The 22,537-nt window shown below is 54.2% G+C and carries 20 protein-coding genes; 10 read left to right on the top strand and 10 right to left on the bottom strand.

What is annotated here, in order from left to right:
• Window positions 1-88 precede the first annotated feature (88 nt).
• Window positions 89-535, top strand: a complete 447-nt coding sequence (locus KUE00_RS14415) for a YccF domain-containing protein (protein WP_246760581.1) — start codon at window positions 89-91, stop codon at window positions 533-535.
• A gap of 2 nt (window positions 536-537) precedes the next feature.
• Entirely contained in the window at window positions 538-2,667 is a 2,130-nt protein-coding gene (gene yccS, locus KUE00_RS14410) for a YccS family putative transporter (RefSeq protein WP_246760580.1), read from the top strand.
• Here the strand turns inward: yccS and KUE00_RS14405 are convergent.
• Window positions 2,664-3,290 (bottom strand): TfoX/Sxy family DNA transformation protein, encoded by a 627-nt coding sequence (locus tag KUE00_RS14405; RefSeq protein WP_246760579.1) that lies wholly within the window; start codon window positions 3,288-3,290, stop codon window positions 2,664-2,666. The genes yccS and KUE00_RS14405 overlap by 4 nt on opposite strands.
• Before the next feature lie 208 nt (window positions 3,291-3,498).
• Between KUE00_RS14405 and sulA the strand changes: the two genes are divergently transcribed.
• Both sulA and ompA read left to right on the top strand, forming a co-directional pair.
• A complete protein-coding gene (sulA, locus tag KUE00_RS14400; protein ID WP_246760578.1) occupies window positions 3,499-4,008 on the top strand; it encodes an SOS-induced cell division inhibitor SulA in 510 nt (169 codons plus the stop codon).
• A 347-nt stretch (window positions 4,009-4,355) separates the two neighbouring features.
• Window positions 4,356-5,420, top strand: a complete 1,065-nt coding sequence (gene ompA / locus KUE00_RS14395; RefSeq protein WP_246760577.1) for a porin OmpA — start codon at window positions 4,356-4,358, stop codon at window positions 5,418-5,420.
• A 154-nt stretch (window positions 5,421-5,574) separates the two neighbouring features.
• Here ompA and matP read toward each other — a convergent pair whose 3' ends face one another.
• Window positions 5,575-6,030 carry a macrodomain Ter protein MatP gene (gene matP, locus KUE00_RS14390; RefSeq protein ID WP_246760576.1) on the bottom strand — a complete coding sequence of 152 codons (456 nt, stop codon included), beginning with the start codon at window positions 6,028-6,030 and terminating at the stop codon, window positions 5,575-5,577.
• 146 nt (window positions 6,031-6,176) lie between these two features.
• Between matP and KUE00_RS14385 the strand changes: the two genes are divergently transcribed.
• Both KUE00_RS14385 and fabA read left to right on the top strand, forming a co-directional pair.
• Entirely contained in the window at window positions 6,177-7,958 is a 1,782-nt protein-coding gene (locus KUE00_RS14385; protein ID WP_246760575.1) for an AAA family ATPase, read from the top strand.
• A 68-nt stretch (window positions 7,959-8,026) separates the two neighbouring features.
• A complete protein-coding gene (fabA, locus tag KUE00_RS14380) occupies window positions 8,027-8,545 on the top strand; it encodes a bifunctional 3-hydroxydecanoyl-ACP dehydratase/trans-2-decenoyl-ACP isomerase (RefSeq protein WP_246760574.1) in 519 nt (172 codons plus the stop codon).
• Between the two features lie 61 nt (window positions 8,546-8,606).
• On the opposite strand, the gene rmf is transcribed toward fabA, so the two are convergent.
• The 6 genes from rmf to rlmKL form a co-directional block, all read right to left on the bottom strand.
• Window positions 8,607-8,774, bottom strand: coding sequence for a ribosome modulation factor (gene rmf, locus KUE00_RS14375; protein WP_246760603.1), 168 nt, complete (start codon window positions 8,772-8,774; stop codon window positions 8,607-8,609).
• 276 nt (window positions 8,775-9,050) lie between these two features.
• On the bottom strand, window positions 9,051-9,614 hold the full coding sequence (pqiC, locus tag KUE00_RS14370) for a membrane integrity-associated transporter subunit PqiC (RefSeq protein WP_246760573.1): 564 nt from the start codon (window positions 9,612-9,614) through the stop codon (window positions 9,051-9,053).
• Entirely contained in the window at window positions 9,614-11,254 is a 1,641-nt protein-coding gene (pqiB, locus tag KUE00_RS14365) for an intermembrane transport protein PqiB (RefSeq protein WP_246760572.1), read from the bottom strand. Before pqiB ends, pqiC begins: the two co-directional genes overlap by 1 nt.
• Window positions 11,241-12,515, bottom strand: coding sequence for a membrane integrity-associated transporter subunit PqiA (gene pqiA, locus KUE00_RS14360; RefSeq protein ID WP_246760571.1), 1,275 nt, complete (start codon window positions 12,513-12,515; stop codon window positions 11,241-11,243). Before pqiA ends, pqiB begins: the two co-directional genes overlap by 14 nt.
• 14 nt (window positions 12,516-12,529) lie before the next feature.
• Entirely contained in the window at window positions 12,530-14,440 is a 1,911-nt protein-coding gene (locus KUE00_RS14355; RefSeq protein ID WP_246760570.1) for an ABC transporter ATP-binding protein, read from the bottom strand.
• A 5-nt stretch (window positions 14,441-14,445) separates the two neighbouring features.
• Window positions 14,446-16,554 carry a bifunctional 23S rRNA (guanine(2069)-N(7))-methyltransferase RlmK/23S rRNA (guanine(2445)-N(2))-methyltransferase RlmL gene (rlmKL, locus tag KUE00_RS14350; RefSeq protein WP_246760602.1) on the bottom strand — a complete coding sequence of 703 codons (2,109 nt, stop codon included), beginning with the start codon at window positions 16,552-16,554 and terminating at the stop codon, window positions 14,446-14,448.
• Between the two features lie 134 nt (window positions 16,555-16,688).
• Between rlmKL and KUE00_RS14345 the strand changes: the two genes are divergently transcribed.
• Window positions 16,689-17,804, top strand: a complete 1,116-nt coding sequence (locus tag KUE00_RS14345; protein ID WP_246760569.1) for a YcbX family protein — start codon at window positions 16,689-16,691, stop codon at window positions 17,802-17,804.
• Here KUE00_RS14345 and KUE00_RS14340 read toward each other — a convergent pair.
• On the bottom strand, window positions 17,801-18,343 hold the full coding sequence (locus KUE00_RS14340; RefSeq protein ID WP_246760568.1) for a cell division protein ZapC: 543 nt from the start codon (window positions 18,341-18,343) through the stop codon (window positions 17,801-17,803). The two genes, KUE00_RS14345 and KUE00_RS14340, sit on opposite strands and share 4 nt — an antisense overlap.
• A gap of 148 nt (window positions 18,344-18,491) precedes the next feature.
• The gene (gene pyrD / locus KUE00_RS14335) at window positions 18,492-19,499 is read right to left on the bottom strand and encodes a quinone-dependent dihydroorotate dehydrogenase (RefSeq protein WP_246760567.1); all 1,008 of its coding nucleotides are present in this window, start codon (window positions 19,497-19,499) and stop codon (window positions 18,492-18,494) included.
• Window positions 19,500-19,861: 362 nt separating this feature from the next.
• On the opposite strand from pyrD, the gene ssuE reads away from it, so the two are divergent.
• Genes ssuE through ssuD form a run of 3 tightly spaced genes read left to right on the top strand, consistent with a single transcriptional unit; the run spans window position 19,862 to window position 22,537 of the window.
• Window positions 19,862-20,413 carry an NADPH-dependent FMN reductase gene (ssuE, locus tag KUE00_RS14330; protein ID WP_246760566.1) on the top strand — a complete coding sequence of 184 codons (552 nt, stop codon included), beginning with the start codon at window positions 19,862-19,864 and terminating at the stop codon, window positions 20,411-20,413.
• 10 nt (window positions 20,414-20,423) lie between these two features.
• Window positions 20,424-21,395, top strand: a complete 972-nt coding sequence (locus tag KUE00_RS14325) for a sulfonate ABC transporter substrate-binding protein (protein WP_246760565.1) — start codon at window positions 20,424-20,426, stop codon at window positions 21,393-21,395.
• Window positions 21,392-22,537 carry an FMNH2-dependent alkanesulfonate monooxygenase gene (gene ssuD, locus KUE00_RS14320; RefSeq protein ID WP_246760564.1) on the top strand — a complete coding sequence of 382 codons (1,146 nt, stop codon included), beginning with the start codon at window positions 21,392-21,394 and terminating at the stop codon, window positions 22,535-22,537. Before KUE00_RS14325 ends, ssuD begins: the two co-directional genes overlap by 4 nt.

Here is a 22,537-nt window from a genome sequence, read left to right as displayed (position 1 = left end):
CGGCAAGGGAGTACCGCTCCAGCGCTAAAACACGGTATAATCAACGTATTGACCCTTCTCTTTTTTCGCACCAGGAGGACACTATCTGATGCGTACCATTTTAAACATTCTGAATTTTTTCATGGGCGGATTTTTGACCACTATTGGCTGGCTGGTCGCTACGCTGTTAAGCATTATCTTTATTATTACCCTGCCGCTAACCCGTTCCTGTTGGGAAATCACTAAACTTTCCCTATTCCCTTTCGGTAACGAAGCGGTGCACGTTGACGAACTCAATCCCGGCCGGAAAAATATTTTCCTGAATTCTGGCGGCACCTTGCTGAACATTGTCTGGCTGGTTTTTTGCGGCTGGTGGCTCTGCGTGACGCATATTCTGGTTGGTATCGCACAATGCATTACGATTATCGGCATTCCTACCGGCATCGCTCATTTCAAAATTGCTGCCATCGCGCTGTGGCCTGTGGGACGCCGTGTGGTAAGCGTTGAAGTTGCAAAGGCCGCCCGCGAAGCTAACGCCCGTAGCCGGTTTAACTAACTATGCTCTTAACGCTGACGCCACGCCTGCGCCGCTATGCTTATAACAGCGCGCTGCTCTATAACCTGCGGATCTTTTTTGCCCTGGCCGGTACTACAGCCGTGCCGCTATGGCTGGGCCAGATTACCTGGACTATTCCGCTAACGCTGGGTGTGGTGGCCGCAGCGCTGACCGATCTTGACGATCGGCTCAGCGGTCGTTTGCGCAATTTATTGAGCACGCTGATCTGTTTTTGCGTGGCGTCAGTGTCTATTGAGCTCCTGTCGCCTTATCCCTGGCTGTTTATTATTGGCCTCGCGCTCTCAACATGGGGATTCATCCTGCTGGGCGCGCTGGGTCAGCGTTATGCCACTATCGCTTTTGGCGCGCTGCTGATTGCCGTTTACACTTTGCTTGGGCTTGGCCTGTTTCAGCAGTGGTACATGCAGCCTGCGCTCCTGCTGTTGGGCGCTGTCTGGTACAACCTGCTGACGCTTATTGGCCACACCCTTTTTCCGGTACGGCCGCTGCAGGAAAATATTGCCCGCTGCTTTGAGGGTCTGGCGCGTTATCTGGAAGCCAAAGCAGGCCTGTTCGATCCCGATATTGAAGAAAACGATGATGGCTCGCTGATTGAAGCCGCGATGACCAACAGCCAGCTGGTTGCCACGCTGAACCAGACAAAAATTTCCATTCAGTCGCGGCTGCGTGGCGACAGGGGGCAGCGAAGCACCCGACGTACGCTGCACTATTACTTTGTGGCGCAGGATATTCACGAGCGCGCCAGCTCTTCCCATGCGCAATACCATGCGCTGCGCAAAGCGTACCGCTACAGCGATATTTTATTCCGTTTTCAACGGCTGCTAACCATGCAGGCTAAGGCCTGCCAGCAGTTGGCTAACTGCATTTTACTGCGTGAACCCTGGCAGCATGATGCGCGTTTTGAACGTGCATTTGTTCATTTACAGGCCGCACTGGATCGTATCACTAAGGCGCAGCCAGCCAGCGGTGAAATCAAAGCAATGCACTATTTGCTGCACAACCTGAAGGCAATAGACGCGCAGCTGGCGACGATTGAGTCCGAGCAGGTATTACAGGATAACAGCGATGGCCGCCTTTCCAGCGAAGGCCTGACTGGCTGGGCCGATATTCGCCTGCGCCTGAGCCGCCATTTATCACCGCAGTCGCCACTTTTTCGCCACGCCGTACGCATGTCGTTACTGCTGTGTACCGGTTACGCTTTTATCAAGCTGACCGGGCTTGAACATGGCTACTGGATATTGTTGACCAGCCTGTTTGTCTGCCAGCCCAACTACAACGCCACAAAGCGCAGGCTGGCCTTGCGTATTGCCGGTACGGTCGTCGGCATTATGATCGGCTTGCCGTTGCTCTGGCTGGTGCCTTCCGTGGAAGGCCAGCTTGTGCTGATTGTGCTGAGCGGCGTACTGTTTTTTGCTTTCCGCCAGTCGCAATATGCTACCGCCACGCTGTTTATTACCTTGCTGGTGCTGTGCTGCTTTAACCTGCTCGGTGAAGGTTTTGAGGTCGCGCTGCCGCGTATTATCGATACGCTGTTGGGCTGCGGCATCGCCTGGCTGGCCGTGGCTTTTATCTGGCCCGACTGGCGCTTCCGCCGTCTTTCTGCCGTAGCGGAGCGTACGCTGAACGCTAACTGTCGCTACCTGGACGCTATCCTTGTGCAGTATCACCAGGGTAAAGATAACCGGCTGGATTACCGCGTAGCACGCCGCGATGCCCATAATGGCGATGCGGAACTTGCCTCCGTGGTTTCAAATATTTCAGCAGAGAAAAATACCGGGACCAGCCTGCGAGAAGATGCTTTTCGCCTGCTGTGCCTTAACCACTCCTTTCTCAGCTACATCTCGGCCCTGGGCGCGCACCGTGAAAAAATGACCAGCCAGCCAATTCTGCAGTTGATGGACGACGCGGTCTGCTACGTTGATGACGTACTGCACGTTGATATCGTAGACGACAGTAAGGCTGCCAGACTGCTGGATAATCTGTCTGTACGTCTGGCCGAGGCCGAGGCCGCGCCGGAAACGAAAGAACCGCTGGTATTGCAGCAAGTTGGCCTGCTGGTCGCGCTGCTGCCGGAAATAGCCCGGCTTAAGAAAAAACTCTCTGCGGCTTAAGGTTTTTGCTGCCTGGCCATCTGACGCCGCATCGTTTCTTTGTACCACCGCCGAAGTTCTGTTTTGATATGTTCCGGCAGCGCTTCATGATGATGCCCTGTAATAGCGCCTTCGAGCGCAAACAGAATATTAATGCCGACATTTTTATTACTGGCGTACAGCTTAAGCCAGCAGCGTCTGGCCCCCTCTTGCTTGAGCCTGGCAATGGTGCTGATGCCTACCTGCCTTAACAACATTTCCAGCTTTCCGGTCAGGTTAGGCAAATCTTTTAAACGCTGATTTTGTTGCTGCCGGGCTTTCTGCTCACGTGCGCCCTGCAGGCAAAGCCTGGAAAGCGCCAGAAGCTGTTCGTTCTCTTTCCATAAAGGCTCGTCAACGCGATAGTAGTCCAGCGCGACCGGCACGCCTCTTTTATTGAAGTGCAAAGGTTTCATTTTCCGCTCGGTCAGATAGGGCTTCACCTGCTCGCAAGCGCGCAGATAGAGCTCTCCTTCTGCTACCAGGGCAAAAACAACGTTATCGACAGACAGACTGTAGCCGCCGAACTGGCTACGACTGTCGATATCGCCCAGTTCAGCAAGCTGACATTTGGCTTTGGCAATCTGCGTTTTTGAGTCACACATAATTCTCTCCTTCCAGATAAATGATGCCTTCCCGTGGCGTTTTCTCTGGAAAAGAAAGGTATGCAATCACCGTTACAGGTTCAATTAATAATTGCTGTGTGGGTCGCCTGGATTGTGATTTTGCGAGGCGTTTTCAAAAAATAAGGTTGATCTTTATGCATTACCCTTATACTGTATATCCATACAGTGACCTGCGAGCAAAGCCAATATGCATACTCATTCCATGAAATCTCTTTTTGCTAATCGCCGTTTTCAACAGGCTTCAGCCTGTGCCGCATCGACAACAAACGAAGCTACTGGCCTTATCAGCGAACTGATTTACAGTGAGAATCAGCCAGGCATGACGCAAATGCTGCTTTTACCTCTACTGCAACAGCTCGGCACCCAGTCACGCTGGCAGCTTTGGCTGACGCCACAGCAAAAACTAAGCCGTAGCTGGCTTGCGCAATCCGGCCTGCCGCTGGATAAAGTGATGCAGGTTCAGGGAACAGCGGCCATTAATACGCTGGAAGCGATGATAAAGGCCCTGCAAACAGGAAACTACAGCGTAGTGCTCGGCTGGCTGCCGGAGGAATTGTCATCAGACGATCGGCAACGACTGCATAATGCTGCTCTTTGTGGCCAGGCCCTGGGGTTAATTATGCGCCCGGATCCGACCGAAATGGCGACCTCCAGACCCTTTAATGGCTTAAAGATTCACTCAAGTTTGTATCATTAAGTAAAAATAAGAGTTTTCCCATCATAAACTTCTTCGCCGGGCCTGATAAGCGTCTGATTATGCTATGACCCGGCGTGACAATGGTTTAGCCCTCTTTTCCCCCTCCTTTATTTCGTCCCTCACATAAGTTAAATATGTAAATTTGTGTCTAAACCTCCGTTTTTTTTCAGGCCTCCTTCACATCTTACTTGTAACTTTGCTGGTACGTTGTAGACTTTACGTCGCCAGGGTGCTCAATAATCTCCCTTTTTTGGATGAGTCATAATCGAGCGTCATAACCCGGCGAAGGATTAATCAAAGAGCTAATGAAAGCTCATTGCCTATTTGGATGATAACGAGGCGCAAAAATGAAAAAGACAGCTATCGCAATTGCAGTGGCACTGGCTGGCTTCGCTACCGTAGCGCAGGCCGCCCCTAAAGATGACACCTGGTACGCCGGTGCGAAACTGGGCTGGTCTCAGTACCACGACACTGGTTACTACGGTAACGGTTATGCAAACAACGACGGTCCAACTCACGAAAGCCAGCTGGGCGCTGGTGCGTTCGGTGGTTACCAGGCTAACCAATACCTGGGCTTCGAACTGGGTTATGACTGGCTGGGCCGTATGCCTTACAAAGGCAATGTAGTAAATGGCGCATATAAAGCACAGGGCGTTCAGCTGGCTGCTAAACTGAGCTACCCAATCTATGACGATCTGGACGTGTACACCCGTCTGGGCGGCATGGTATGGCGCGCAGACTCTAAGCAGAACAACAACGGCAACCGCATCAGCGACCACGACACCGGCGTTTCTCCGCTGGCAGCAGTGGGCCTTGAGTATGCTGTGACCAAAAACTGGGCTACCCGCCTGGATTATCAGTGGGTGAACAACATCGGTGATGCAAACACCGTTGGTACTCGTCCAGACAACGCCATGCTGAGCGTAGGTGTTTCCTACCGCTTCGGTCAGGATGAAGCAGCTCCAGCACCGGCTCCGGCTCCAGCGCCAGCGCCAGTTGTTGAAACCAAGCGTTTCACCCTGAAATCAGACGTTCTGTTCACCTTCAACAAGGCGACTCTGAAGCCTGAAGGCCAGCAGGCTCTGGATCAGCTGTACACCCAGCTGAGCTCTCTGGATCCGAAAGACGGCAGCGTTGTTGTTCTGGGCTTCACCGACCGTATCGGTTCTGACCAGTACAACCAGAAACTGTCCGAGAAACGTGCTCAGTCCGTTGTTGACTACCTCGTTTCTAAAGGCATCCCTTCTAACAAGATCTCTGCACGTGGCATGGGTGAATCTAACCCAGTTACCGGCAACACCTGTGACAGCGTGAAAGGCCGTAAAGCCCTGATCGAATGTCTGGGTCCAGACCGTCGTGTAGAAATTCAGGTTAAAGGCATCAAAGACGTTGTAACTCAGCCTCAGGGTTAAGTTTAACGCTTTGATAAAAAACCCCGCTTCGGCGGGGTTTTTTGTATGCGATCTTCAGCAATTTGCTCTCTGATGCTGAATGATAAAAACGAGAAGGCTGACGCCTGATGTTGTTTATCCCTTCAACTGGCCGTTAATTTTCCTGAAAACCTGCTTAGTCCGCCTTGCCCAGAATAGCCTGTAAGTCCTGTTTTAATGAGGACATCTGGCTGGCATACTTCTCTTTATGTTCAGCGTCTTCAATCAGCTGCACAATGGTTTCCGACAGCGTACTGTGACGCCGCTGCGCCAGCGCGGCCAGCCTCTGCCAGACCAGATATTCCAGATCGATAGATTTCTTGCGCGTATGCTGATGCTCGGCGTTAAAATGCCGCTTGCGGCGTGCACGAATACTTTGCTTCATGCGGTTTTCAAGCGCCGGATTAATATGTCGGCTAATCCACGTCAGCACTTCTGTCGGTCGATTTTCCATCGCGAGTAGCTCACCAACAGCAACCTGCGCCGCGCTTCGTTCCAGATAACGCGTGATCGCTTCGCCTTCCCGATGTTTTTTCACCAGATAGGCCCACTTCCATCCGCTTTCAAGGTTTTCCAGTTGCTGATATTTCATCGCAATCTCATGCTAAGTCTGTATCTTATTCAGGATAACAGTTTTTTTCACCGAGCCGCACGGAAAACCAGAGCCAACTCGCAAATGCTGTTTATCAGTGCCTGAAATGGATCTGCGCAATGCTTAACAGGCTGAAATCTTGTATAATGCCGCATTACTCATTTCAAAAAAATACGATAACTTTGACCAACAACCAACTTGAATGGCGTGCCCTGCAGCCCGATACCGACAGCGTTCAGCCGCTTTTTTCTGAGCTTCCCGATGACTCCTGTTATTTTGCCGTCGTGCAGTCTCGCCTGTTCAGCACCCTTAGCCTGCTGCTGGAAAGCCCGGCAAAGCTGCCGCTCATGCTGGTGAAAACACCTGAGCACGTGCAGTATCAGTCGCTGCTGCAGGATGTCGTTGCGGGTTTTACCGAAGAAAGCCCCGCGCTTTACGGCGGTCATTATCATATTGAAGGCGCGAAAATCAGCTGGCGTCCCGCCGAGTCAGAGCAGGACAATTTTGCGAGTACGGGCGGCGTTCACTTTGCCGACTGGACAGAAGCAGAGCAGCTGTTCGGTTGTTTTCGTCAGTATCATAATGCGTTCACGCTGGAGCCGGGTCTGGTACATCAGGCCAACGGCGGCACGCTGATCCTTTCACTCCGTGCTCTGCTTGCTCAACCGCTGCTGTGGCTGCGCCTGAAGCAGATTCTGACGACCGGCCAGTTCAGCTGGCATTCGCCTGACGAAGCGCGGCCGCTGCCGGTTTCCGTGCCGCCGATGCCCATGCATTTCCGGCTCATTCTGACCGGCGAGCGCGATGCGCTGGCGGATTTTCAGGAGATGGAACCGGAGCTGGTCTCGCTGGCCTTCTATTCTGAATTTGAAGAAAACATTCAGATTGTTGATGAAGAAGCTTTTAGCCTGTGGATCAAGTGGGCGCGTTCGGTAGCCGCCGATGAAGACATCGTTATCGCGGATAATCTCTGGCCGGTGCTGATGCGCGAAGCGGTACGCTATACCGGCGATCAGGATACGCTGCCGCTTTGCCCCGTCTGGCTTTCTCGCCAGTTCCAGGACGCGCTGGCCCACAGCGATGATAACGTTATCTCTGGCGAACATCTTCAGGCCGCGCTGGAAAGTCGGGAATGGCGTGAAGGCTTCCTTGCCGAGCGTATTCGCGATGAAATTCTGCTGGAGCAAATCCTGATTGAAACCGAAGGCGAAATGATTGGTCAGATCAACGCCCTCTCGGTTATTGAGTTTCCGGGACATCCACGCGCCTTTGGTGAACCTTCACGTATCAGCTGCGTCGTACACGTTGGCGACGGCGAGTTCCATGACGTAGAGCGCAAAGCCGAGCTGGGCGGTAATATTCATGCTAAAGGCATGATGATTATGCAGGCCTGGCTGATAGCTGAGCTGGAGCTGGAGCAGCAGCTCCCCTTCTCCGCCTCGGTGGTTTTTGAGCAATCCTATTCCGAAGTGGATGGCGACAGCGCCTCTCTGGCCGAACTTTGCGCCCTGATCAGCGCACTGGCCAATCAGCCGATTACGCAGCAAATAGCGGTAACCGGCTCCGTCGACCAGTTTGGTCGGGTGCAGCCTGTAGGCGGCCTTAACGAGAAAATCGAAGGCTTTTTCCATATTTGTCATCAGCGTACGCTTAACGGTAGCCAGGGCGTGATTATTCCGGCCGCCAACGTTCGCCATCTTTCTCTGCAGCAGGAAGTGGTGGATGCGGTAAAAGAAGGGAAATTCCATATCTGGGCAGTGGAAAGCGTAGAAGAAGCGCTGCCTTTGCTGACAGCAGTCGAGTGGGATAAAGAAGACGCGCCTTGCCTGTTAAGAACGATACAGGAACGCATAGCGCAGATAAACCAGCACGAAGGCCGACAACGCCCGTGGCCGCTGCGCTGGCTAAACTGGTTTAACCAGAGCTAATCGGGCTTGCTCAGCTTACAGCTGTAAGCTAACCTTCGTGCTTCATTAAAATAAGGCTTATTGAAAACATGGTAGATAAACGCAAATCCTACACCAAAGAAGATCTGGTTGCCTCTGGCCGCAGTGAACTGTTCGGTGCCGAAGGCCCGCCGTTACCGTCAGGAAACATGCTGATGATGGATCGCGTGGTTGAGATGAATGAGGATGGCGGCAAATACGGCAAAGGCTTTGTCGAGGCCGAGCTGGATATCAATCCGGATCTGTGGTTCTTTGGCTGCCACTTTATTGGCGATCCTGTGATGCCTGGCTGTCTGGGTCTGGACGCGATGTGGCAGCTGGTTGGTTTTTACCTGGGCTGGCTGGGCGCGGAAGGCAAAGGCCGTGCGCTGGGCGTGGGCGAGGTTAAATTTACCGGTCAGGTTCTGCCAACGGCGAAAAAAGTTTCTTACCGCATTCACTTTAAGCGCGTGATCAACCGTAAACTGGTGATGGGCGTGGCTGATGGTGAAGTGCTGGTTGACGGTAACGTTATCTATACGGCTACCGATCTGAAAGTAGGTCTGTTTAAAGACACTACCGCTTTCTAAACATTGAAAACAGAAACCTCCGCCCGGGCGGAGGTTTTTTCCTTTTCTAAAACAGTCCGGATTAAGCGGTAACCGTCCTGTCCTCCATGGCTTGTCGCCAGCCTCCCAACCAGTGAGATTTCGCATCAATCATCTGATAGGGACACATCTCTTTGGGACGCCCGGAAATACCGGCCTGATAACCCCTGGAATGTGCCCGTTCTAGCCGATCTCGTTTCTGTCTCTTCATCATGCCTGCAATCCCCTCTTCAGGTCAGGTGGAATCTGGTGGAAAGAAATCAGTGAGTGCGTACGCAATCACAATTCAGTTCTAACGCCATTCAAAACAGAAATCAATGCGCAAAATTCACGCCAATGTCATAAATTTGTGCGAGCATAGCGGCAACGTATTGCCTGCATTAGCCTTAAAAACGGAATAACCAGCTGTAATTGGTAAAAAAAAGCCCCGACCGTACAACATTCTGAATTGCTGTATGCCGGGGCTTAATAAGATTATTAAATTTTCTTAATTACTGCTGATAGCCCGCGCTATCTCCTGCGCTTCCTGTTGCCAGCCTGCCGCCAGCGTCCGGACCAGCGCGTCATAGCCATCTTCTTTTTGCGGCAGCGTGAGCGTAAAGGCGCGCCTGATGACCTTTTCCTGATGCTCAAGCACCCAGTCGCCACTAATGACCGCCTGGCCATCGTAACGTCCCTGGAAACCGGTTACGTTAACGGTCAGCTTGTCCTGCTGCTCGCCCAGCGCCGATGAGGAAACCAGCCAGCCAGGTAGCGCCTCGCTCAGGTTGGCAACCAGCGTTTGCTGAAGCTGCTGGTCAAGCGGACTGGCCCAGAGGTTGTTGGCGGCGATGACGTATTTTACATCGCTGCTCTGGTAAACCAGGCCGTTTCCGGCCAGATAATCCGGCACCGAAACGTGTTGCACAAAGACCGTTGGGCGCATCGCATCAGCGCTGGTACTGGCCAGCGTGCTTTTCGTCGCCGAAGGCAGCTGGTAGTAGGTCGTTTCCGGCGTGCTGCTACAGGCAGCCAGTGTCAAAGCAAACGCCACGGGTATCCATTTTTTCATTATTTCGCCCTCTTCGGCTGCGGGTCGTGGCCAGGTTTGGCTTCAAACACCAGCGCATTACTCTTGCTGTTCAACGTTTTTAATACCGGCTGAAGCTCGCGCAATACCTGGTTAAGCTGCTGCATATCACCGGTCAGTTTGCTATAGGCCGGTGCGCCAGGCTGGAAGCCTTTCATACTGTTGTTCAGCTCGCGCAGCGTTTTCTGCATATCCGCAGGCAACTCTTTCATCGACTTACTGCCGGTGATTTGGTTGATGTTGTCCAGCGTTTTCTGCAGCTCGCGAATGGTACGCTGGCTCTCTTTCAGCGTGCCGGTCGCCTGATTGATCATCGGGTTCAGCGGTAGCGCGTTGATTTTATCCAGCGTAGCCATCAGCTTCTGCTGGATTTGCGCCAGGCCGCCGCTGGTGGTCGGGATCAGCTCGTAGCCAGCAAAGGAGTCCGGGCCGGTCACCGGTTTGGCATTGCTGTCAAAGTCCAGATCGATATAGAGCGAACCGGTCAACAGGTTAGCCGATTTCAACGAGGCTCGCAGGCCAGCCTTGATGCCCTCTTTCAGGTGCTGTTCGATATCGAAATCCTTGCCCAGCATGCTGTCAAAGCGATCCGGCTCAATGCGGATCAGCACCGGGATGCGATAGTCATTCCCCAGCTGCTGTGCGATCTTCGTCGATTTGAACGGCACTTCGGCTACCGTACCCAGGCGGATGCCACGGAACTCTACCGGTGCGCCCGGCTGCAGGCCGCGGATGGAATCGCTGAAGAACATCAGGAAATCTTTATGCACGGTATAGAGCGAATCCTGAATGCTGCGCTGATCGTCAAACAGTTTGTATTCCGCTTTGTTAGCCGCTGCCTGTCCCAGATCCCAGCCGTCCGGCACGTCAAAGCTAACGCCGCCGCTGAACAGCGTGGTCAGCGAGCCCATTTCGACGCGCATGCCCGAAGCAGACATATCTACCGCAATGCCGCTGTCTTTCCAGAAACGGACATTGGTGGTGACCAGACGATCGTAAGGCGCCGCGACAAAGAGCTGATAGGTCATCATGCGCTTGTCGGCGTCAAAGTGGCTGGTCTCTACCGAACCAACGCGATAGCCGCGAAACAGTACGGGATCGCCGGCATTAAGCTGCCCCGCTTTCGCGCTGTCCAGCGTGACGTGAATGCCTTTGGCATCCGGCGGCGCCAGCGGCGGCGCATCCAGCAGCTTATACTCTTCAGGCTGTTCGCCCTTGCTGCCGGGCTGGAGCTCAATATAAGAACCGGAGAGTAGCGTGCCCAGGCCGGTGACGCCTTCCCGACCGATAGTAGGTTTGACTACCCAAAAAGCGCTGTCGCCTTTCAGCAATTTTTCCATGCCGGTGTTAAGGCGCGCGGTAATTTTCACATGCAGTAAGTCGTCTGTTAATACGGCGCTTTCAACCGTGCCGACATCCACGCTGCGGCTTTTGATGGCCGTTTTCCCGCCTTCAATACCTTCGGCATTGGTGGTAATCAGCGTGACCAGCGGCCCCTGATGGGTAAAATGATAAACAAGGATCCACGCCCCCATTAAAACGGTAACGATGGGGATTATCCAGACCGGTGACCAACGTTTGATTTTATCAACCGTTGCCACACCATGATTATTTTCCTGCAATGTCTGGCTCCTCTTGAGTTTTGTTACTTACACGATCCCATGTCAAACGCGGGTCGAAAGTCATGGCGGAAAACATAGTTAAAATGACGACCAGCGCAAACAACAGCGCGCCCGTCGCGGGATAGATGTTCATTATCTGCCCCATGCGTACCAGTGCCGAGAGCACGGCGATCACAAAAACGTCAATCATTGACCAGCGCCCGACAAACTCCACCACCTCATAAATTTTATGCATCCGTTCGCTGTCCTGGTGCGGCTTGCTTTTGCCATTAGCGTCCCAGCACAACCAGCCGATAGCCAACATTTTCAGCGAGGGCACCATGATGCTGGCGACAAAAATAACCATGGCCACCGGATAAGAGCCTTCACTCCACAGCAGAACCACGCCCGCCATTATCGTAGAGGTGATCTTACTTCCCAACGAATCGGTGATCATGATGGGCATCAGATTAGCGGGAATATATAAAAGCAGCGAGGTCAGCAGCAGCGCCATTGTCCATTGCAGGCTATGCCTGCGGCGAACGTGCCCCACCGTGCCGCAGCGCGGACATACCTGTTGCTCAGCCGCCAGCACTGCCGTACAGCAGCCGCAGGAACGTAAATTTTGCTGCAAACCGCTAACGCCGGCGATCGGTTTTGCCGGTAGCGCGGGTAAAGGCGCGATACGCTCCCACATCCAGCGGCGATCGACGCACTGAAAAGCCCGCAGCTGTAGCAGGCAAAACAGACACCACGGAATAAAGCTGGTGCCGATACCAATGTCGCCATAGGCCATCAGCTTGACGAAGCTGACCAGTACGCCAGCGAGAAAAATCTCTGCCATGCCCCAGGCTTTAATCTGGAACAGCACGCGCGCCAGCAGCCGTTTTAGCGGTACGGACAGTCTGACAGAGTTGACCAGTAACAGAATGATAACCATGCAGAGCGCGGGAACGGTCTGCACAAACAGCATAAACAGCGTCGCCAGGCTGCTGTAATCAACCGACACCATGACCTGCGGAATGCGCATCAGCGTGATTTCGCTGCTCATCCCGGCCACGTGCATATTGACGAACGGGAACAGGTTGGCCAACACCAGCATAAACAGCGCCGCCAGCGCATAGCCGGTTGGCCGCTTGCGCGGCTCGTCCCAGTTCATCACCAGCGTGGTGTTGCAGCGCGGGCAGTTAGCTTTACTGCCCGGCGTCAGCGACGGCAACTGTGTCATCAGGTCGCACTGCGGGCAAAGCATCCACTGGTCGGCCTGGTGCGATGAACACATAAATTACCTCGGTATTATTGGTTTTTCAGCGATTCCAGATATTCCCAGCGCTCAAAGGCCACTTCCAGCTCCTGCTCCGCGCTGGCTAAGGCATCCAGAACCGGCTGCGTGACGTCATGAGGCTGGTTAAAGAAGCTGGCATCGGCCACTTTGGCCTGTAGCGAAGCGAGCTGCGCCTCCAGCTGCTCCATCTTTTGCGGCAGCTGTTCCAGCTCACGCTGAAGGTTATAGCTCATTTTAGCGACCGGGCGCTTTGCCGCTTCGTTTTTTACGGTTTCCTGACGTTGTGGCGTGGTCGACGTTTTCGCCGCGCTGCGGGTTTGCTTATAGGCACTCCGCTGCTGCTGCGCATCGTGATAGCCGCCCACAAAGGTGCCGATTTCGCCGTTGCCTTCATAAATCCAGCATTCGGTTACCGTATTGTCGACAAACTGACGATCGTGGCTGACCAGCAGCACGGTGCCCTGGTAGCCATCAATCAGCTCTTCCAGCAGCTCCAGCGTTTCAACATCCAGGTCGTTGGTCGGTTCATCGAGGATCAGCAGGTTGCTTGGCTTCAGGAACAGACGTGCCAGCAGCAGACGGTTGCGCTCGCCGCCGGACAAAGCGCGTACCGGCGTCATTGCGCGTTTAGGATGGAACAGGAAGTCCTGCAGATAGCCCAGCACGTGCCGCGGCTTGCCGTTAACCATGACCTCCTGCTTGCCTTCCGCCAGGTTATCCATCACCGTGCGATCGGGATCGAGTTCGGTACGGTGCTGGTCAAAATAGGCCACTTCCAGCTTGGTCCCGATATGCACGCGGCCGCTGTCCGGCTTCAGCTGATCCAGCATTAGCTTTAAGAGGGTAGATTTACCGCAGCCGTTCGGGCCAATCAGCGCAATTTTATCGCCGCGCTGTACCTGAGCAGAAAAGTCGTTAACCAGCTGCTTGCCGTCCACGGCGTAGCTGACGTTTTCCAGTTCAAAGACGATTTTGCCGGAGCGGCTCGCCTCTTCAACCTGCATGTTGGCCTTGCCCATCACTTCGCGGCGTTCGGTTCGCTCGCGACGTAACGCTTTTAATGCGCGCACGCGGCCTTCGTTACGGGTACGGCGAGCCTTAATGCCCTGGCGGATCCAGACTTCTTCCTGCGCCAGTTTGCGATCGAACTCGGCATTCTGCATCTCTTCCACGCGCAGCGCTTCTTCTTTACCCAGCAAAAACTGATCGTAGTCGCCCGGCCAGGAAACCAGCTTGCCGCGATCCAGATCGACAATACGCGTTGCCATATTGCGGATAAACGAGCGGTCATGCGAAATAAAGATAATGCTGCCCTGGAACGTCTTCAGGAAGGTTTCCAACCAGTCAATGGTTTCGATATCCAGGTGGTTGGTCGGTTCGTCCAGCATCAGCACGCGCGGATTACTGACCAGCGCGCGGCCCAGCGCCGCTTTACGCAGCCAGCCGCCGGAAAGCGAGGAAAGGGGTGCATCGCCATCCAGACCAATCTGCTTCAGCACGTCCTGGATACGCGTTTCCAGCTGCCACAGGTTCTGGTGATCCAGAATGCTTTGCAGCCTGCCCATCTCATTAAGATTTTTGTCGCTGGGATCGGTCATCACCAGATGCGAAATGGCGTGATAGGCTTTCAGGTATTCGGCCTGCTCATCCACGCCTTCGGCAACGAAATCGTAAACTGAGCCTTTTACGTTACGCGGCGGATCCTGCTGCAAACGCGCGATAACCAGATCCTGCTCATAGATGATACGGCCATCGTCAAGCGGCTGCTCGCGGTTGATGATTTTCATCAGCGTTGATTTGCCCGCGCCGTTACGGCCTACCAGGCAGACGCGCTCGTTCTCTTCAATATGAAGCTCAGTGTTATCCAACAGCGGCGCATCGCTGAATGACAGGTAAGCACCATGAATACTGATCAGTGACATAAAACTTATTCCTTACCGGCGTGAGTAATCAGCCAGCAGTTGTGAATTTGACGGTTGCGGGCGAAATCCTGCGACTGGGTTTTTGCGGTAATTTCCTGAGCGTTGAGCTGCAGTTCCGCCAGTCCGGCAAGATCCATTTTGAATCCGCGCTTGTTGTTAGAGAACATAATGGTGCCGCCTTTACGCAGCAGCCTTTTCAAATCTTTCATCAGCAGCAGATGATCGCGCTGGACGTCGAAGCTCTCTTCCATACGTTTGGAGTTGGAAAAGGTCGGCGGATCGATAAAGATCAGATCGAACTGCTCGTCAGAATCGCGCAGCCAGCTGAGGCAGTCGGCCTGCATTAAACGGTGCTGGCGTCCGGTCAGGCCATTCAAACGCAGATTGCGCTCCGCCCATTCCAGATAGGTACGCGACATATCGACGGTCGTGGTGCTTTTAGCGCCACCCAGCCCGGCATGCACGCTGGCGCTACCGGTATAGGCAAACAGGTTAAGGAAGTCTTTTCCTTTACTCATCTGGCCCAGCATTTTGCGCGCGATGCGGTGATCCAGGAACAGGCCGGTATCCAGGTAGTCGGTCAGATTTACCCACAGCTTCGCATTAAATTCGGAAACCTCGAAGAAGTCGCCCTTTTCACCCAGCTTTTGATACTGGCTTTTGCCTTTCTGACGTTCACGGGTTTTCAATACCAGCCGGTTAGCAGGCAGTTCCAGCACGCTCAGCGTGGCCGCGATTACGTCAAACAGACGCTGGCGAGCCTTACCCGGATCGATAGTTTTTGGCGGCGCATATTCCTGTACTACTACCCATTCACCATAGCGATCGACCGCAACGTTATAGTCCGGCAGATCCGCATCGTACATGCGATAGCATTCAATCCCTTCCTGACGCGCCCATTTTTCCAGCTTCTTCAGGTTCTTACGCAGGCGGTTAGCATAATCCTCCGCAATCTGCGCCACGCCAGTGGTGTTAACCGCCAGCTGATAGTTTTTCTGCACGCAGTCCAGCGGGCCGTTTTTGGCTTTGAACTGGCGCTCGGCGCGCAGCTGCAGACAGCTCAGCAGCTCTGGCGAGGCGCTGAATAGCGACAGGTTCCAGCCGCCGAAATGCTGCTTCATCAGGCGACCCAGCTGGCTGTGCAGCGCAATCAGCGCCGGTTCACTTTCCAGACGCTCGCCGTACGGCGGGTTGCTTAATACGGTACCGGTTACCTCTTCCAGCGGATTGGTCAGCTTCAGCACGTCCTGCGTGGTAAAGCTGATAACATCGGCCAGGCCCGCACGACGGGCGTTGGCGCGCGCGCGTTCAATAACGCGGCTGTCATTGTCATAGCCGTAGAAGCGCGAGGTCGTTTCCTGCAGCCCGCGACGAGCGCGAACCTGCGCTTCACTGGTGACTTCACGCCACAGCGCATCGTCAAATTTATTCCAGCCGGTAAAGCCCCAGTGCGTACGATGCAGGCCCGGCGCGCGATCGCTGGCGATCATGGCCGCTTCGATCAGCAGCGTACCCGACCCGCACATAGGATCGACCATCGGCGTTCCTGCCTGCCAGCCGGAGCGCAATACGATTGCCGCCGCCAGGTTTTCCTTCAGCGGAGCCATGCCCGTCTGCTGGCGATAGCCACGCTGGTGCAGCCCTTCGCCGCTCAGGTCTAAGGCGATGCTGGCGGTATCTTTATTCAGCCAGACGTTGACGCGAATATCCGGCTGCTCGCGATCGACATCGGGACGCGGCAGATTTTTACGGGTAAAACTGTCGACGATGGCATCTTTAACCTTTAACGCGCCGTACTGGCTGTTGCGGATCACTTCATTCAGGCCGCTGAAGTGTACGGCGAAGGTTTTATCGCTGCCAAACATGGCTGGCCAGTCGATAGCCTGCACGCCCAGGTAGAGATCCAAATCGCTGTAGACGCCGCATTCGGTCAGCGGCAGCAGGATGCGGGAAGCCAGGCGGCTCCACATCAGGCTTTGATACATCAGACGATCGTCCCCCTGGTAATGTACGCCGCCCTGGACGACCTGGCACTCTTCTGCCCCCATCGCTTCCAGTTCACTTTTTAACAGCTCTTCGAGCCCACGCGCCGTACTGGCAAACAGAGAATTCATAACGTCACTTATCATCTGGAAAATTGCTGCGCATTATAGCTAATCCAGGGCGCATGTCATAAAGTTAGCTTCTTTTCGTCAGCCGCTTTCAGGTCTTTTTTACGCTGACGCCCTCTTTTCTGCCGGAGAGCGCTATGGTCAGTCTGTCTCGTCTGTTTATTCACCCGGTCAAATCGATGCGCGGCACGCAGGTCTCGCACGCCCAGGCGCTGGCCAGCGGGCTGGCGTTTGATCGTTTTTTTATGCTTACGGATAGTGACGGTACCTTTATTACCGCTCGTCAATATCCGGAAATGGTGCTTTTTACGCCAGCGTTAACGCCTGAAGGATTATTTCTTGCTGCGGCTGATGGCAGTAGCGCCACCGTTCGCTTTGCCGATTTTGCCGCCGATCCGGCGCCTACGGAAGTCTGGGGCAACCATTTTACCGCGCTGGTTGCGCCTGCAGAAATTAATGAATGGCTCAGCGGCTTTTTCCCACGGCCGGTACAGCTGCGCTGGGTTGGACCTGACATGACGCGCCGCGTTAAACGGCTGGAGCAGGTGCCGCTGGGTTTCGCCGACGGCTATCCTTATTTGCTGATTAACGAAGCGTCGCTACATGACCTGCGCAGCCGTTGTCCTGCTGGCGTCAGGCTGGAGCAGTTTCGCCCTAACCTGGTGGTCACGGGTGCGACAGCATGGGAAGAAGACAGCTGGTCAAGGGTGAAAATAGGCACGATTTTATTCGACGTCCCTAAACCCTGTAGCCGCTGCATTTTTACCACCGTCAGTCCTGAACGTGGGCGCAAGCATCCGACCGGCGAGCCGCTTACTACTTTGCAAAAGTTCCGTACCGCCGCGGACGGCAGCGGAGATGTGGATTTTGGCCTGAATCTGGTGGCATTGGGCAGCGGTATTGTGCGCGTGGGCGACGAGCTGGAAGTGATTACCCGTCAATCACCACGCCTGTACGGCGCGGGTGAAGTGGCGGAAACCCTTGCGCCAGTCAGCCAGGCCGAAGCGCCGTTGACGATTAGCTGGCAGGGTGAATCTTTTTGCGGCAATAACCAGCAGGTTGTGCTGGAACAGCTGGAGCAGCAGGGATTCCGCATCCCTTACTCCTGTCGTGCCGGGGTTTGCGGCAGCTGCCGCGTCAGGCTGCTATCTGGCCAGGTTCGCGAGCTGAAAAAAGGCGCGCTGCGTAAAGACGGCACGCTATTAAGCTGCAGCTGTATACCGGATGGCGACGTACAGCTGGCTGAGCGCTAAACGGCGCGCGCAAAGGTAAAGTGGTGCTGACTGATAGCCGGCAGCAGGCGATCGTGCATCACTTTGATCGCATCACCCAGCTGCATCGTTTTGCCCGCCAGCTCCAGCTGCGGCTGGGCTAACAGGCAGAGTGCCGCGTTTTCGCCCGCTTCGACCACCAGCAGCGTAGCCTCTTCGCCGGTTTCACTCAGGCGTACCGCCACAAGCTCGCCATCTTTCGGCGTACAGTGGCGAGGGTGCGTGGAAAAATGCCAGCTTTTTGGCATCTGCGGTTTCAGAAAGCGCAGCGCCACCAGCGCGTTCAGCACCAGTTCGCCACGCTGCTGCGGATTTAAATCACAGTCGCGGCAGTTTTCATCAAAATTAACAAACAGGGCGGCATCGTCAACACAGAATTCGGCTGCGGCAAAGGCATCCGGCGTTAACATTTTACGTGGGAAGCGGGAGCGAAACAGCATGCCATCGGCCATATCCAACATCATGCGATCCTGTTCGTCATCGAAATACCAGCGCCAGCTGTCGTCAGGTTTAATCCTCATGAAGTGTCCCGTAATAAGTAGACCTGCTATTAATCGTCCGGGGAATAATGCATCCGGCCAAATCAGGCTGAAAATGGGTAAACAGGAGAAAATATAAACGAGCCAGAGGCGAAAATAAAGCCCCTGGCGCCGTTATAACGGGTTTTTATCAGAGATGGGTAACAATTTCTTTTATCAACGGCGGCCCTTTGTAAATAAAGCCGGAATATATTTGCACCAGCGAGGCGCCCGCCGCTATTTTTTCTTTCGCTGCAACCAGCGAATCGATTCCGCCTACGCCAATAATCGGCAGTCGTCCCTGCAGTTCCTGCGCCAGGCGACGAACGATTTCCGTACTGCGTAGCTGCACGGGACGCCCGCTGAGGCCGCCCGCTTCTTCACTGTGTTTCAGGCCGCTGACCAGCGAGCGGTCCAGCGTCGTATTGGTGGCAATAACGCCATCAATATTATGACGCACCAGGCTATCGGCAATTTGAATTAGCTCTTCTTCCGCCAGATCTGGCGCAATTTTTACCGCAACCGGGACATATTTATGGTGGCGCGCTTCCAGCTCCTGCTGCTTTTGTTTAATAGCTATCAGAAGATCGTCTAATGCTTCACCGTATTGCAGCGTACGCAAGCCCGGCGTATTCGGAGATGAGATGTTGATCGCAATATAACCTGCATAAGGATAAACTTTATCCATACAGGTCAGATAATCGTCTTTTCCAGTTTCAACAGGCGTATCTTTATTCTTGCCAATATTAATGCCAAGTATGCCATCAAAACGGGATTGCTTAACATTATTGACCAAATGGTCTACGCCAAGATTATTGAAACCCATACGGTTAATAATGCCTTCGGCTTCTCGTATGCGGAACATGCGCGGTTTGTCATTACCCGCCTGCGGGCGCGGCGTCACGGTACCCACTTCGACAAAGCCAAACCCCATCGCGCCAAAAGCATCGATACATTCGCCATTTTTATCCAGCCCTGCCGCAAGGCCCAGCGGATTTTTAAAAACCAGCCCCATACAGTTAACAGGCTTAAAGGGTAAAGTCTGGCGCACCAGGTGGATAAGCGGCGTACCGGTTATGCGGTGCAGCTGCTGAAGAGTAAATTCATGCGCACGTTCAGCATCCAGCTGAAAAAGCGCTTTACGGGCCAGGTTATACATGTTCGCTCCTGAATGATCCAGGCGGATCGGGAAAGGACTGGTTGCCAGAGCAACCCTCAACACTGAGGCGTACGCCTGCTCACCTTTATTATGTAGTTTCCCGTGAGAGACGCATTTTGCCGACGCAGTGACGCTGCAGGCGCGGAGGAAAATGGTAAAGTCCTTTGCGCGGAAAGTAAAACGATTGCGTCCCCTTATCCTCTTCTTTTTTCGCTGTTTCCCATTAGCCTCTGCTCACTTATCCAGAAAATGACTTAAATATGCCGGATAAATCATTTAAGCCTCCTTACGCACTCTGTCAGGATAGTTCCATCAGTTCGGGAAATATTTTAATCAATAACTTTTGGTTATAAGGAGAGATGATGCGCGTTATTACTCTGGCAGGCAGTCCTCGCTATCCTTCGCGGTCAACCGCTTTACTGACCCTTTGCCAGCAGGCACTTGAACAGCGCGGCGTCGAGGTTATCCCCTGGAACCTGCATAATTTTCACCCTGAAGATCTGTTATATGCCCGTTTCGACTCCCCTGCGCTGCTGGCGTTAAAGGAAGATCTTGAAAACGCTGACGGGCTAATTGTGGCGACGCCGGTTTATAAAGCTTCTTTTTCTGGCGCATTAAAGACGCTACTCGATCTTTTACCAGAGCGCGCGCTGGAACATAAGGTTGTTCTACCTCTGGCAACCGGCGGCACCGTGGCGCACATGCTGGCGGTCGATTATGCGCTCAAGCCGGTACTGAACGCCCTGAAAGCGCAGGAAGTGCTGCACGGCGTGTTTGCCGACGACAGCCAGATTAGCCATTACGATCGCCAGCCTGAACTTGCGCCCGTGCTGGCCGAGCGTATCGCAGAATCTGTAGACACTTTTTGGCAAGCATTGACGCGCCGCCATCAGCTGCTGGCCGCTGCGGTATAAGGAAGAATAAATGAGCCTGTTTTTACGTCTTTTTTCCGCGCTGGCTATCAGCGGTGTTCTGACCGGTAGCGTACTGGCCAAGGAGCCTGCCGCGCCAAAAACGTTTCGTATTGGCTATCAAAAGGGATCGGTCAGTATGGCGCTGGCCCGTTCGCACCAGCTGCTGGAAAAGCGTTTTCCACATACGCAGATTAAATGGATCGAGTTTCCCGCTGGCCCGCAGATGCTGGAAGCGCTAAACGTTAACAGTATCGATTTGGGCAGTACCGGCGATATCCCGCCGATTTTTGCCCAGGCTGCCGGGGCCGATCTGCTTTATGTCGGTTCTGAACCACCAAAACCGCAGTCGGAAGTGATTCTGGTAGCAAAAAATAGCCCGATTAAGAGCGTCGCCGATCTGAAAGGCCATAAGGTGGCTTTCCAGAAAGGCTCAAGTTCACACAATTTACTGCTGCGTGCTTTAACCAAAGCAGGCCTGAAATTTAGCGATATTCAGCCCGCTTATCTGACGCCAGCAGATGCTCGTGCCGCGTTTCAGCAAGGCGATGTCGATGCCTGGGCAATCTGGGATCCCTACTATTCCTCTGCGCTACTCCAGGGCGGAGTCAGGGTGCTTGCCGATGGTAACGGGCTGAATCTGACCGGCTCGTTCTATCTGGCAACGCGACCTTTTGCCGAGGCTAATGGCCCCTTTGTGACTGCTGTCCTGGACACTTTTAGCCAGGCGGATGAACTCACGCGTAGCGATCGCAACCGGAGTATCGAACTGCTTTCACAAACGATTGGCCTGCCGAAGCCGGTAATCGCCAGCTATCTTGACCACCGTCCTCCTACCGTTATCGGCCCGGTCAGCGAAAAAACGGTACAGGCCCAGCAGCATACCGCCGATCTTTTTTATGCCAATCATTTAATGCCGGTGAAGGTCGATATCGCCAGTCGTATCTGGCATGACGCTTCCGCAACGCAAGGAGTTTCACCATGAGCCTTTCCGTTTTTTGGTTTCTGCCTACTCACGGCGACGGTCACTACTTAGGCACCACTGAAGGAGCACGTCCGGTCGATCATGGTTATCTGCAGCAAATCGCGCAGGCCGCCGATCGCCTGGGTTTTGGCGGGGTTCTTATCCCTACAGGCCGCTCTTGTGAAGATGCCTGGCTGGTTGCGGCCTCGCTTATCCCGGTAACGCAGCGCCTGCGTTTTCTGGTGGCTTTGCGCCCCGGTGTGATTTCACCTACCCAGGCTGCTCGCCAGGCCGCGACGCTGGATCGCCTGTCAAACGGTCGCGCGCTGTTTAATCTTGTTACCGGCGGTGATGCAGAAGAGTTAGCGGGCGATGGCGTGTTCCTCGATCATCGTGAGCGTTATGCGGAATCGGCGGAATTCACCCGCGTCTGGCGCCGAGTGCTGGAAGGCGAAACGGTAGATTATGAAGGCAAGCATGTGCACGTTCGCGGCGCTCGCCTGATGTTTAAACCTGTGCAGCAGCCGCGTCCGCCGCTGTGGTTTGGCGGCTCCTCCGAGCCGGCACAGGATCTGGCCGCCGAACAGGTTGATGTGTATCTGACCTGGGGAGAACCGCCTGCTCAGGTCAAAGAAAAAATAGACCAGGTACGGGCAAAGGCGGCGGCACAGGGGCGCAAGGTAAAATTCGGCATCCGTCTGCACGTTATCGTACGTGAAACCAACGAAGAGGCATGGAAAGCTGCCGAGCGGCTGATTTCGCACCTTGACGATGCCACCATTGCTAAAGCACAGGCCGCGCTGGCCAAAACGGATTCTGTTGGTCAGCATCGCATGGCGGCTTTACACGGTGGTCGTCGCGATAAGCTGGAAATCAGTCCTAACCTGTGGGCTGGCGTAGGCCTGGTCCGTGGCGGCGCGGGTACCGCACTGGTAGGCGATGGCGAAACGGTTGCAGCCAGAATGCAGGAATACGCCGACCTGGGGATAGAGACTTTTATTCTTTCCGGCTATCCGCATCTGGAAGAAGCGTATCGCGTGGGCGAATTACTGTTTCCGCACCTTGATTTAAACGTGCCGGAAATTCCTCGTCCAAACGCCATCGTGGCGCATGGTGAAGCCGTAGCTCACGACTTCGCTCCACAAAAAGTTTCGCAAAGCTGA

Source organism: Erwinia phyllosphaerae (assembly GCF_019132875.1).
Lineage (GTDB): Bacteria > Pseudomonadota > Gammaproteobacteria > Enterobacterales > Enterobacteriaceae > Erwinia > Erwinia phyllosphaerae.
Note: the sequence above shows the minus strand (reverse complement) of the source record. Positions and strands in the feature narration are given on the sequence as shown.